The organism is Actinokineospora alba (genome assembly GCF_004362515.1).
Taxonomy (GTDB): Bacteria; Actinomycetota; Actinomycetes; order Mycobacteriales; family Pseudonocardiaceae; genus Actinokineospora; species Actinokineospora alba.
Genome location: NZ_SNXU01000001.1, coordinates 3233834 through 3245893, shown reverse-complemented (window position 1 = coordinate 3245893; position 12060 = coordinate 3233834). Strand labels below are relative to the sequence as shown.

Genomic DNA, 12060 nt, shown 5'->3' with positions numbered 1-12060 from the left:
CTCGGTGTGCCGGGTCATGACCGCGTCGTCGGCAAACCATGCGCTGTTCTCCTGTCCCCGACGACCGTAAGGGGGTGTGCCGCAAATAGGGCCGAAAAGGCTAACGCCGGGCACATTCCCGAATTTCTTCGGCTGACGAGCACTGTTTTCGGGCAGCGGATTTGCCTCTGCTGACGGCTTTTTCACCCGATCTTGCCGTGGGTCAGGCACATCCATAGTGTCCGGGCGACGCATTCTCTGCTCAACGCCGAGGGGAAACCATGGGGAACAGACCGGTCCCGTTACTGTCGCGCCGGATCGCCGCCGCCGCGCTCACCGTGGCTGTCACCGCCACCGGGATCGCCGCGGGCGCGAGGACGGCGGCGGCCGAACCCGACACGCTCACCCAGACACACACTTGCGTCTTCCCCGTCATCGAAACACAGCCGGTGATCAGCGTCCTGAGCGCTGACCTGCCCCAGCAGGTCATCGGCAGGACCATGGCGGCCACGCAGGCCGAGCTCGACGTCACACTCAGCGCCGACACGGCCATGATGTTTCCGCTGTTGAAGACCGCCACGGTCGAGGGCACGGTCGCCGTCGAGTTCGACATCACCCGCACCGTCAACGGGCAGAGCGACCACGTGCGGACCAGCGCGGTGTTCACCGTGGCGCGCACGCCGCTCCCCGCCGCGCCGGGCCCGATGCCGCTTGTCGGCGCCGGGGTCGTGCCCGGATTAGAGATGACCGGCGATGGCGTCGCCCGGATCGACCTGACCCGGATCGACCTGACGCTGACCCTGCGCAAACCCGACGGCACCCTGGTCAACATCCCCGACTCGCTCAACCCGTTCACCAGGGCCTGCACACTGGACCCCGGGCAGAACAACACGTTGTCCGCGATCACCTTCACGCACGGCGACCCTGGGCCGGACACGCCCAAGAACGTGCGTGCCACGGCGGTGAGCGCGAGCAGCGTGTCGCTGGCCTGGGACGAGTCCTGGCCGGGAATCGGGACGGTCGACGGCTACGAGGTGTTCGCCAACGGCGCCAAGGTCGCCACCACTGTGGACAAGGCCACCACCGCCACCGTCACCGGGTTGGCGCCCGATACCGCGCACACGTTCACCGTGCGCACCTACCCGACCTGGTCGGAGTTCAGCACACCGCTCACCGTGCGCACCTGGCCCGCTGTCCTGCGGCCCGTGTTCGACCTGTCGGGCACGGCGAAAGTGAAGGCCGCCAACACATCGGTGACGGTAGCGGGCTCGGCGGCGGCCGAGTACAACCCGGCGAGCGGGGCGTTCACCGCCGACCTCGCCCTCAAGCCCGCCCCCGCGTCGACCAAGTGGCTCGGCATCGTGCCCGTTACCGCCGAAGTCGGGTTCGTCCCCGAGGGCAAGCTCGCGGGCACGTTCACCGGCGCCGGGCTGACCGTGTCCGCCAAAGTCGGGATCACCTTGTCCAAGCTGACGGTCTTCGGATTCCCCGTGGCCGCGCCCGCCTGCCGCACCGTCGCGCCCGTCGTGCTGGACCTGCGCTCCGCGGGCGTCGGGGCGACCAGCTTCCCGCCGGGCGGCCCCGGTCCAGTCCCCCCGCCCGGCCACATCCTGCCGGGCGGCACCGTGTCCGGCGGGTTCAGCATCCCGGCGTTCGCAGGCTGCGAGCCCTACGCGGGAATGGTGTCCACCATGGTGTCCGGTCCGGACAACACCCTGGAACTGGGCCTGCGGGCCCGATGAGATGACGTGCGGCGGCGCCCGCGAGGTCCCCGCGGGCGCCGCCGTGCCCGGTCCGACGGCGCTATCTGTCCACAATGGACCATTTGGGCATACCGGATGACTGCGAGCCCGGCCGTCAGTCCTGAGTGGACCGTTCGTGGAACGCTCGCCGGGTGCGCTCGGTGTGCCGGGTCATGACCGCCTCGGCCGCGTCGGCGTCGTTGTTGCCGATGGCCTCGATCAGCTCGGCGTGTTCGAGCCATGAGTCCTTGCCACGCAACTGGGCCACCGGCGTGTGATACCAGCGCACGCGGCGCGCGACCCCGCCCATCAGCTCGCGCAGCACCGAGTTGCCCGCCACGTCGACGACGAACGCGTGCAGTGCGGCGTTGGCCGCGACCAGCCGGTCGGTGTCACCTGCCGAGAGCGCGGCCAGACCCTCGTTCTGCAAATCGAGCAGCCGGGCCACCGCGGCGGAGGTGGCCCGCTCGGCGGCCAGCCGCGCCGCATAGGCCTCCAGCACGGTACGCACACCGAACAGCTCGTCGGCTTCTTCGTCGGTGGGCGTGTGCACGAAGGCGCCTTGGCCAGGTCGAAGATCGACCCAGCCCTCGGCTTGCAGCCGCTGCAAAGCCTCCCGAATGGGCTGCCTGCTGACCCCGAGGTGTTCGGCCAGGTCGGCCTCGACAAGATGCTGACCGGCCCGCAGCGTCCGATTGATGATCAACTCCGCCAGCGCGTCGTACACGACCTGCCGCAGCGGCACGGGCCGAGTGACCCGCGCCGCCTCGAGCGCGCCCAGCGCAGCCTTGTCCATGGCAGACAGATTACCGCCTTGGTATACAAAATCCCGCACACACTGCGGGTAGCGGGACCGCGGTCAGGCCGGGGTGCGCAGGGATGCGATGGCCGCCGCGATTCCCTTCTTGTCGTAGCTGCTCGTGGGCATGGTGGCGCCGTGAGCGTGGCGGACGACGCCATGGCGGTCGACGAGGATGCTGCCGGACTGCCGCATCGAACCGAACACCTTCCTGCCCAAGCCGACCATCTCGTGTGGACTTTCGGCACGGCCGGTGAGAACCGGGAACGGGACCTGGCGTTTCGCCTTCCACCTGGCCGCCGTCTCACGATCCTCCGGGACCGCGACCAGGACCCGGACGTTGTCGGCCGCGAACTCCTCACCACGGTTGACGAGATCTCGGACGTGACTGTTGCAGACCGGGCACGAGGTCGACCGCATGAAGTAGACGAGCACCGCGTGCGTGCCCTGGTAGTCGGACAGGCGGACGGTCTGACCTTCGGTGTCTTCCAGCACCATGGGCGGTGCGGGCGATCCGGATTCGAGCATGGCGAAACCTTCCCTTGAGCTGAGGTTGTCGAAAGCGATTCGTTCGGGGTCAGGCACCCGCGGTCGTGGGGTCGGGATCGACCTCCGACGGCGTGAGCCCACCACGCAGGCTGAGCCGGAGCGTGGTCCTGGCGCGATGCAGGTTGGACTTCATCGCCGCGGTGCTCACGCCGAGCGCCTCGGCGACCGTCCGTCCTGGGTGGCCGAGGACGTCACGCATGATCAGCACGCGGCGCTGGAGGTCGGGCAACGCCCGGATCGCCGCCGCGACCCGCTCGGCCTCCAGCCGCCCGAGGACTTCGTCCTCGGCCGACGCGACGGGGGCCGCGTCGACGTCGTCGTAATGGTCGAACAGGCGCTGGGCGCGGCGCAGGCACTCGTTCCGGACGATCCGGAACATCCAGGAGGCAAGCGCCGCCGAGGCGCGCAGGGAACCGATCTTGCGATAGAGGACGATCAACGCCTCCTGCGCCGCGTCCTCGGCGTCCTGCGACGACGCGCACAGCTGCCTGGCGAAGCGCCGCACGTGCGGATGAGCCCCGTGCACCACAGCGGCTATCGACTCCAGGTCACCGGCCTGCGCGGCCTTGATGAGCTGCTCACTTGCCCAGCCTTGGGCGACCACGTCCACCTCACCTGTCCCCTCTTGACGAGACCATCGCCTATAAGAGGACCTGACACCGCGAAAGGATTCAGCCCGTCCCCGACGAATTCCTTCTACTCGGCGGGTTGGAACAGTTCGACCAGGTTGCCTGCGGGGTCGCTGAGCAGGATCTGGCGCCCGCCCGGCCCGGCGACGACCTCGTTGAGGAAGGACAGGCCCGCGTCGCGGAGCCGGGCGATCTCGGCGTCCAGGTCGGCGACGATGAGGTGGATGCGGTTACCGCCCGGGGTGTCGGCGACACCGACGGTGGCGCGGGCGCCGGAACTGGTGGGACCGGACAGCAGCAGCCGCAGCGGACCGCGCACCACGTCGGCGAAGGCGGGCGCGGCGTCGGTGTTCAGGGTGAAGCCGAGGTGGGTGGTGTAGAAGTCCACGGCCGCCCGCACGTCGTCGACGAGGTAGCGGACGCTCGCGAACCGGTCGGGCTCTGTCATGCCACCGAGCGTAGACAAGCCGCCGACGCCACGCGAGCCGCGAACAGCGCGCTGGGTCCCCGAAATTTACGGGTGCCGCCCGTCGCCGGGGGATTGTGCGACGAATGGCGCAATCCGCCCTTTCGGATCGCCTGCCCGGATAATTCCAGGGCCTGAATTTGTCATTTTCGATCACTATAGGTTCGATGTTTCGCCAGGTAGGGTCGATGACGGAGACTCGGGGATCTCCAATGTGACCACTGTGTGTCGACGCGGTTGACACAGCTCAATTCATGCACCTTTTGGGGATATCCACACGTGTCGAAAAATAGACCAAACAAATTATTCGCCTGCTCGGTTGTGCTGGCGACGGCGATGTCGGCGACCTCGCCCATCGTCGGCGGGCCGCTCGCCGTCGCGGAGCCGAGGTCCGAGCAGGCCGTGCACCGTTCGCAGGCGGTCACGCTGGTCACCGGCGACGTGGTGCTCGTGGACCGCGGTGCGGGGTCGGCGAGTGCCATCGTGACCAAGACCCGACCGGGCGTGGCCTACGTGATCCACAACCGGAACGGCAAACTGCTCGTGGTGCCCAGCGACGCCGAGGCGGCGATTCGCTCGGGAACCGTGGACGAGACGCTTTTCGACGTGGCCTACCTGGCGGACAACGGATACGCCGACGCGGACCGATCCGGCCTGCCGCTCATCGCGGGCTACACGAAGTCCGCGCAGAAGCTCGACGCGAAGACCGTGCGCGGCAAGGCGGCGAACCTGCCGGGCACCCGCATGTCCCACACTCTCGACAGCATCGGCGCGCAGGCCGTCGAGGTCGACAAGGGCAAGGCCGGCCAGCTCTGGGCCGCCGTCGCCGCAGGCTCCAGCGGAGTACAGCGGCTTTCGCTGGACCGCAAGGTCAACGCCACGCTCGCCGAGAGCATCCCGCAGGTCAAGGCCCCGCAGGCGTGGGCGGCGGGCTACAACGGCGCGGGCGTCAAGGTCGCGGTGCTCGACACCGGAGCCGACGCGTCGCACCCCGACCTGGGCGGCCGGATCGCCACCGCGGCCAGCTTCGTCCCGTCCGAACAGGACAACCTCGACCGCCACGGCCACGGCACGCATGTCGCCGCCACGGTCGCGGGGACCGGCGCGGCGTCGGGTGGGCAGCGCAAGGGCGTGGCGCCGGGGGCGCAGCTGGCCATCGGGAAGGTGCTCGGCGGCAACGGTTCCGGCCAGGAGTCGTGGATCATCAGCGGCATGCAGTGGGCGGCGACCACCGCCCAGGCCAAGGTCATCAACCTGAGCCTGGGCAGCGGCCCGACCGACGGGACCGACCCGATGAGCCAGGCGGTCGACTCGCTGACCGCGCAGACCGGGGCGCTGTTCGTGATCGCCGCGGGCAACAGCGGCCCGAAGTCACGGACCATCGGCGCGCCGGGCGCGGCGACGTCGGCGCTGACCGTCGCGGCTGTCGACAAGGTCGACGCGGTCGCGAGCTTCTCCAGCCGCGGCCCGCGGACCGATGGGGCGATGAAGCCGGAGGTCTCGGCGCCGGGCGTGGCGATCGTGGCGGCCCGGGCGGCCGGGACAGCCATGGGCTCCCCTGTCGACCAGAACTACACCTCGGCCAACGGCACCTCCATGGCCACACCGCATGTCGCCGGGCAGGCCGCCATCCTCGCCCAGCGCAATCCCACCTGGACGGCCGCGCAGCTCAAGGCGGGCATCGTCGGCTCGGCCGACGATCTCGGCAAACCCGCGAACGCCCAGGGCAGCGGCCGGATCAACGCCCAGCGCGCCATCGCGGAGACCGTGCTGGCCAACCCGGCGGCGGTCGGCTTCGGCAACGTCGACCCGAGCAACACCGCCAACCAGACCAGGACGATCACCTACAACAACACCGGGGCCGCCGCGGTCACGCTGTCGTTCAGCGCGCGGCTGACCGATGACGCGGGCGTCGCGGCGCCCGCGGGAACGCTGTCGCTGTCCCACACCGGTTTCAGTGTCCCCGCGGGCGGCAGCGCGACGCTGACGCTGACCGTCAACCCGAACAACCTGGTGACCAACGTCGGCTACTCCGGCGTGGTCACCGCGTCCGGGGCGGGCGCGGCGGGCACCGTGGTCACGCCGATCACCATGACCAGGACCGCGCTGCGGGACGTGACTTTCAAGGTGATCGGGTTCGACGGCCAGCCGATGCATTCAAGCTGCGGAGTCTTGGGCAGGCCCTGTCTGACCGGAACACTGGTGCCCCTCGACCAGGACGGTGCCGCGGCGGCGGTGTGGTCGGACATCGCGCCGAACGCGTCGACGGTGCGGGTGCCCGTCGGCACCTACTCGGCCGACCTCATCGGGCGGGCCGGTGTCGACCCGCAACTGGATCTCACGACCGTGTCGATGATCCAGCCCCAGATCGAGATCACCCAGAACACGGATGTGGTGTTCGACCTTCGCCAGCTCAAGAAGATCACCGTCCAGACTCCCCTGCCCAGCCAGCGAATCGGCCAAGACCTGTTCTTCAAGCGCACCCCCGTTTCCGGGACCGCCCGCGCGGCCCACGTGTGGCCGCACGAAGGCGTGGTCTCGTACACCAACCCGACGCCATCGGTGACCAAGGGCTCGCTGGACCACCAGTACCAGGTGACCCAGATGCGCGCCCACCTGGACATCACCGTCGGCTCCACCTCATGGCACCCCCGCTACTACAGCTACTCGGAGGTCGGCGGTGCGGGCGTACTGAAGGCGTTCACCGGCTCGCAGCAGCGCACCGTCGTGTTCGGCGGGACCGGTGACCCGGCGTTCTTCAGCGGCACAAGCGTGCAGGGCAAGGTCGTTCTCGTCGGACTGAACACGCATGGGGGCATCCGCCCCGTGGTCGACCGCGCGGTGGCCGCCGGCGCCGCGGGCGTGATCGCCTACGACACCTCCTCCTTCACGTATCCGGTCTCCGACGACGGCGGCAGCCTCATCCCGGTCACCTACCTGCGCAAGTCCGACGGAATCTCGCTGCGCGACGCGTTGCCGGGCGGCAGCGCCACGGCGACCGTGGCGGGCTACCCCACCAACACCATCGCCTACCACCTCGCCTACGACACGATCCCGGCGAACCCGGCGTTCACCGTTCAGCACAACCAGCTGGTCTCGGTGTCCGGCGCCTACCACAGCGCCAAGCCGAACTCGACGGTCGGCACCGTGGACACCCTGCGGCGCAACATCTCCTCGCCGATGCTGTCCATCACCCCCGGGATGATGGCGTGGACACCCGCCAACCGCATCGACTACTACGGTCCGGCGAACCCGGCGCTGCTCTGGGAGCGGATCGTCAACATCGAGCCGACCACGAGCACGGCGATGTGGACCACCAACACGGTGTTCAACAACCCAGGAGCGTCCAAACAGGAAACCTGGAACCAGCAGCCGGTGCGACTCGGCCAGCCGTCATGGTCGCTCGACATCGAAGGAAAGGGCTCGTACCACTTCCTGTCGCGGCAAGGCAACACGTTCTACCCGGTGCCGCAGTTGGTCGACGGGCACGGCAGCGAACACGGCGGGCAGCCACAGTTGCCTAACGGCACGAAGGTGGAGATCGGCCTCAAGCGCGACGGACAACCGGTGACCGGGCGCCTCCAGGACGAGATGACCGTCTATGACGTGCCTGCCGCGTCGGCGAACTACGAACTGAGTCTCAAGTATCGGCCGAACGGCACGACCCCGGGCGCCTATCGGGTGGAGACCACCTACGGATTCACCTCCCAGCAGGCCGTGCAGGAGCAGAGCTCCGCGTTCTTCATGTGTGGCCGGGACCGGTACGTGGCCAACCCCGACCCGAACCCGTGTGAGGTCCAGAAGATCGACACCCTCGACTACACGATGTACGTGGACCTGGACAACTCGATGCCGGTCGGTGTGCCTCGCCTCGCGGTGTTCACCTTGCGCCCCTTGGGCGGAACCTCGCGGACCGCGCAGACGATGCAGGGCTGGATCTCCTACGACGAGGGCGCGACCTGGCAGCCGCAGTCGCTGACCCGGCACAGCGACCTCGCGTTCCGGACCATCCTGTCGAACGCCACCGCGGGCTCGGTCTCGCTCAAGCTCGAGGTGACGGATTCGGCGGGCGGCACGGTGACCGAGACGCTCTACAACGTCCATCAGGTGAAGTAGCCGCGCACGAGGTGACGGTGGACGCGAAGCGGGCCGGGAGCAAGTGCTCCCGGCCCGCTGTCGTGGTCAGCCGATGGTCCAGTGCTGCAGGGCTGAGCCGGTGTCGTTCTGCTGGGTCACCAGCGCGCCGTTCGTGGTGGACGCGGTGGTGAGGAGCAGGCCGCTGCTCCGGGACCGCAGGGTGTAGGTCCCATCGCCGAGTCTGGTGGCGTCCCAGCGCTGGTTGGTGCCTCCCGTGCAGGTCCACTGGACGATCTTGCCGCCCGCGGTGGTCGAGTAGTCGGCCACGTCGACGCAGAGGTTCGACTCGCCGTTCTTGATCTGGTACGAGCCGTCGGAATTGGCGGTGAAGACCCAAGTCTGGTTGGGGCCGCCGTGGGGGGTCCAGGTGATGAGCTGGGTTCCCGCGGTGGTGGAGTGGCCGGGGTTGTCGAGTGCCTTGCCCGACGCGACGAGGGTGTGGGTGCCGTCGAGGGTGGTCGGTGGCGGGGCGGTTCCGACCGCGGTCAGGGTGATCGTCTGCTCGGCGGCGGTGCGGGTGCCGCCGACGGTGTTGCCGGTGGCGTTGCTCCAGGTGCGCACCGGGGTGGTCTCCGCGGCGCGGGTGCTGTCCGCGGACAGGGCGATCACGAGGCCGCTGAAGCGGTTGACCAAGCGGTACGTGGTCCCGGATGGCACCACCCACCACTGCTGGCCGACGCTGGAGCCTGATGTCACCGTGGGCTTGGCGCCCCAGGCCCGGCCGGAGTTGGCCGAGGAGGTGACGCCGAGGGCGTTGCCGGAGCCGACGTTGACGATGCGGTAGGCGCCGTCACCGGTGGGGTGGAACGCCCACTTCTGCTCGTTCGCCCCGGTCGCCGAGCTGACCGACGTCGTCGCCGTGCTGCCGCTGACCTGGGCGAGGACCCGGCCCCCGGCCACGCCGATGGTGTACGACCTGGTTGTGTCCACAGGGGACGGAGCGGCGGTCGACGCGGTGATGGTGGCGTCGATGTACTGGCCGCTGGCGTTGTTCGCGCAGCCGAAGGAACAGTAGCTGCGGAAGGTCTTGCCGATGATGGTGGATCCGGTCTTGCTCGCCGTGTCGAGGAACCAGCGGTACCAAGACGCGTTGCGGTAGCTGCCGGTGTCCCCCAGCTTGAACCACTTCTGGGTGGCCAGGTTGTCGGTCGCGTAGATCTCCTGCGGCGCGTTGCCGGACTGGTCGACCGCCTGCGGGGTGCCGATGTAGAGGCGGAGGTGGGCGTTGTACGCGATGTTCATGACGAACAGCGGCGACGTCGGCGGCATCGTTCCCGCCGCGATCTGCTGGCTCGCGGTGCCGGTGTTGGCCGGGTTGTACTCCGCGGTGGTCGGGGTGTACCCGTTCGCGTTGGTGCTGATGGGAACCATGTTGCTCTCGCGCCCACCGACGCCCGCCTGCGACCACGCGCCGCCGTACCACTTCTGCCAGGAGCCCTTCGCCATCTTCGACGAGATCGGCGAGCGCGCGACATGGCCGTAGAACGCCTTCCAGCTACCCGCTTTGTCGACGATGCGCGAGCCGTAGAACACGTAGAAGTAGCCGGACGCGGCGTCGACGAACAGGCGCTGGTCGCCCGTGCCGTAGTGGTAGGTCTGGTTCGGGAAAGCCGCGGTGTCGTTGCGTTTCGTGCTGTACGGCGAGGTGATCGCGTGGTCGCGGATGACCCAGGTGCGCCCCTGGTCCTTGGACACGGCGTAGTCGATCGAGTCGTAGTGCAGGCCGTCGCCGAAGGGCTGCGGGGTGAACTCGTTGTGCACCAACCCATACCAGTCACCGGTGTCCGGGTCCACCCAGACGCCGATCAGCGTGCAGAAGTTGCGCTGCGAGTAGCTGGCCGTCGACGGCGCGTAGGTCGACTCGACACCCGTGGGGCTGTTGTTGCAGCGCCAAGTGGTGTCGCTGTTCTTGTCGGCCGAGTTGCTCGGGTTGACCGCGTCGCTGATCGGCGACCGGGTCGCCGTCTCGAAGTTGGTCCCGGAGAAGAACTCCCACTCGCGGTGCTGGGTCGCTCCGTACAGGGACGCGGACTGCTGGAAGTAGAACGTCCCGTCCTTGTCGATGTAGGTGCCCGCCCCGGTGTCGGTGGGGTGCGGATAGGTGCCGACGGAGTCGACGGTGACGGTGTAGGTCGCGAGCGGGGCCGCCGCGGACGGCGCGGTCGCACCGATCACGGCCAGGCCGGCCACCGCGACCGCCGCCGACGTGACGGCCGCGCCGAGACGCGCGGGCCGCGAACGAAGCAAGGTCTTCATGAGTACTCCCGAAGGAAGCGCAGGGAGCACCCATAATTGACCGGAGATGAACGCAAGTCAACATATTCAATCAGCTTCAATCAGCGAGCACGCAGATACGCACAGAGCCGGAGACCGACACACCCGGCTGCGCAGGCGCACCACTACCTTCGTGATCTGCGCGAACAGTGACCGCGAGCCTGCGGCCGACTGCGGCTGCTCAGCCCCAGGTGGTGCCGACCGGCTCCTGGATGGTGGCGTTGATCCGGTTGAACAGGTTGGTCACCGCGATCACCAGGATCAGCGCGGAGAGCTGCTGCTCGTCGTAGTGGTCGGCGACCTCGTCCCACAATTCGTCCGACACCGGCTCGGTCGACAGGTCCGCCTGGCGGGTCATGGCCTCGGCCAGCTTCAGAGCGGCGCGTTCGGCGTCGGTGAAGAACGGCGCATGCCGCCATGCCGCGATCGCGGCGATCCGCTCGACGCTCTGGTCGGCCTTGATCAGGTTCTGGGTGTGGGCGTGCACGCAGGCGCCGCAGCCGTTGATCTGGCTGGTGCGCAGGCCCACGATCTCCTGCAGTTCATGGGAGATGCCGCCCTGGTTGATGGCCTTGAACATGGTCCCGATGCCCTTGATCGCGTCGGGCAGAACGAAGGCCGGGTTCTTCATACGAGCCTGCATGGTGAAGTTTCCTTCCAGATCTTGGTGGGTCGTACCCATGACGGATCACGCCGGCGCGATGTGACACGGCGGCGGTTGCCAGGGGTGGTGAATCGGGAGTCAGTCGTTCATCAGTCGGGCGAGGCGGTCCCAAGCCGGGGAGGTGGCTCCGGGTTGGGATCGCGCGGCCAACCGGGCGATGGTCGGGTTCTGGACGGGACGGGACTCGGAGCGGCTCTGATGACCGGTGAACCAGTTCCGGGTGCGGTCCGCGAGAGCCGGAAGGCGGGGATCGTCCGGCGGCCAGTCGTAGGCGGCGTCATGTTCGAGGTAGAGGGCGCGGAAGTCGGGATCGGTCAAAAGCTCGCGCTTCTCGGCGATCCACACGGAAGCGTCCTCGGGTGAGGCGGTCTGCATGATGATCCAGCCGTCGCGTTCCAGGCGTATCTGGCGTTCGCTGGCACCGAGTTCACGCAGATCGTCGAGAAAGCCCGCGACCTCCGGAGAGACGAAAAGCCGGTCGCCGCCACGCAACTGGGCGAGTTGATCGCGGGTTCGCCGCAGCTGCGCGATGCGGTCCTGAAGGTCGCGGTCGATCTCGGCGATGGCCGCCGCGAGTGCGTCCGCGTCGCCGTCAAGGAGGTCTTTCACCCGGGCCAGTGGCACACCGGCGTCGGCCAGCGTCCTGATCTTGACGAGGTCGATGGCGTCTTTGGCGGTGTAGCGCCGGTAGCCGGACGAGTCGCGGTCGGGCTCGGCGAGCAGTCCGCGCTCGTGATAGTGGCGGATGGCTTTGATGGTCACTCCGGCGAAGTCCGCGAGTCGGCCGATCGTGATCACGTCGGACATTCTCCCACTCGGCG

At 68.5% G+C, this 12060-nt stretch carries 8 protein-coding genes and 1 pseudogene; 2 read left to right on the top strand and 7 right to left on the bottom strand.

Features of this window, described 5'->3' with window-relative positions; translation table 11 throughout:
* Nucleotides 1-260: 260 nt before the first annotated feature.
* Complete coding sequence (locus C8E96_RS14955) at nt 261-1721, top strand: DUF6801 domain-containing protein (RefSeq protein WP_091373719.1); 1461 nt, start codon at nt 261-263, stop codon at nt 1719-1721.
* 115 nt (nt 1722-1836) lie between these two features.
* On the opposite strand, the pseudogene C8E96_RS14950 reads toward C8E96_RS14955, so the two are convergent.
* The 4 genes and pseudogenes from C8E96_RS14950 to C8E96_RS14935 all read right to left on the bottom strand — a co-directional run bounded on the left by C8E96_RS14950 (nt 1837) and on the right by C8E96_RS14935 (nt 4146).
* Nucleotides 1837-2558, bottom strand: a pseudogene (locus C8E96_RS14950) (GntR family transcriptional regulator).
* Between the two features lie 22 nt (nt 2559-2580).
* Nucleotides 2581-3048, bottom strand: coding sequence for a peroxiredoxin family protein (locus C8E96_RS14945; RefSeq protein WP_091374249.1), 468 nt, complete (start codon nt 3046-3048; stop codon nt 2581-2583).
* Nucleotides 3049-3097: 49 nt separating this feature from the next.
* Complete coding sequence (locus C8E96_RS14940; RefSeq protein ID WP_228769836.1) at nt 3098-3679, bottom strand: RNA polymerase sigma factor; 582 nt, start codon at nt 3677-3679, stop codon at nt 3098-3100.
* Nucleotides 3680-3765: 86 nt separating this feature from the next.
* Nucleotides 3766-4146 (bottom strand): VOC family protein, encoded by a 381-nt coding sequence (locus tag C8E96_RS14935; protein WP_091373713.1) that lies wholly within the window; start codon nt 4144-4146, stop codon nt 3766-3768.
* Nucleotides 4147-4500: 354 nt separating this feature from the next.
* Here C8E96_RS14935 and C8E96_RS14930 point away from each other — a divergent pair, with 354 nt between their 5' ends.
* Nucleotides 4501-8280: a S8 family peptidase gene (locus C8E96_RS14930; RefSeq protein ID WP_133794477.1), complete on the top strand. Its 3780-nt coding sequence runs from the start codon at nt 4501-4503 to the stop codon at nt 8278-8280.
* Nucleotides 8281-8346: 66 nt separating this feature from the next.
* On the opposite strand, the gene C8E96_RS14925 is transcribed toward C8E96_RS14930, so the two are convergent.
* From C8E96_RS14925 to C8E96_RS14915, 3 genes are all read right to left on the bottom strand, one after another.
* Nucleotides 8347-10557, bottom strand: coding sequence for an RICIN domain-containing protein (locus C8E96_RS14925; protein ID WP_091373706.1), 2211 nt, complete (start codon nt 10555-10557; stop codon nt 8347-8349).
* Between the two features lie 199 nt (nt 10558-10756).
* Nucleotides 10757-11218 carry a carboxymuconolactone decarboxylase family protein gene (locus C8E96_RS14920; RefSeq protein ID WP_091374244.1) on the bottom strand — a complete coding sequence of 154 codons (462 nt, stop codon included), beginning with the start codon at nt 11216-11218 and terminating at the stop codon, nt 10757-10759.
* 99 nt (nt 11219-11317) lie between these two features.
* A complete protein-coding gene (locus C8E96_RS14915) occupies nt 11318-12037 on the bottom strand; it encodes a MerR family transcriptional regulator (RefSeq protein ID WP_228769835.1) in 720 nt (239 codons plus the stop codon).
* Nucleotides 12038-12060: the final 23 nt, after the last annotated feature.

What these genes read in the sequence shown, in the direction of transcription:
- C8E96_RS14955 (WP_091373719.1), top strand. Translation starts at nt 261, where the DNA reads ATGGGGAACAGACCGGTCCCGTTACTGTCGCGCCGGATCGCCGCCGCC.
- C8E96_RS14945 (WP_091374249.1), bottom strand. Translation starts at nt 3,048, where the DNA reads ATGCTCGAATCCGGATCGCCCGCACCGCCCATGGTGCTGGAAGACACC.
- C8E96_RS14935 (WP_091373713.1), bottom strand. Translation starts at nt 4,146, where the DNA reads ATGACAGAGCCCGACCGGTTCGCGAGCGTCCGCTACCTCGTCGACGAC.
- C8E96_RS14930 (WP_133794477.1), top strand. Translation starts at nt 4,501, where the DNA reads ATGTCGGCGACCTCGCCCATCGTCGGCGGGCCGCTCGCCGTCGCGGAG.
- C8E96_RS14925 (WP_091373706.1), bottom strand. Translation starts at nt 10,557, where the DNA reads ATGAAGACCTTGCTTCGTTCGCGGCCCGCGCGTCTCGGCGCGGCCGTC.
- C8E96_RS14920 (WP_091374244.1), bottom strand. Translation starts at nt 11,218, where the DNA reads ATGCAGGCTCGTATGAAGAACCCGGCCTTCGTTCTGCCCGACGCGATC.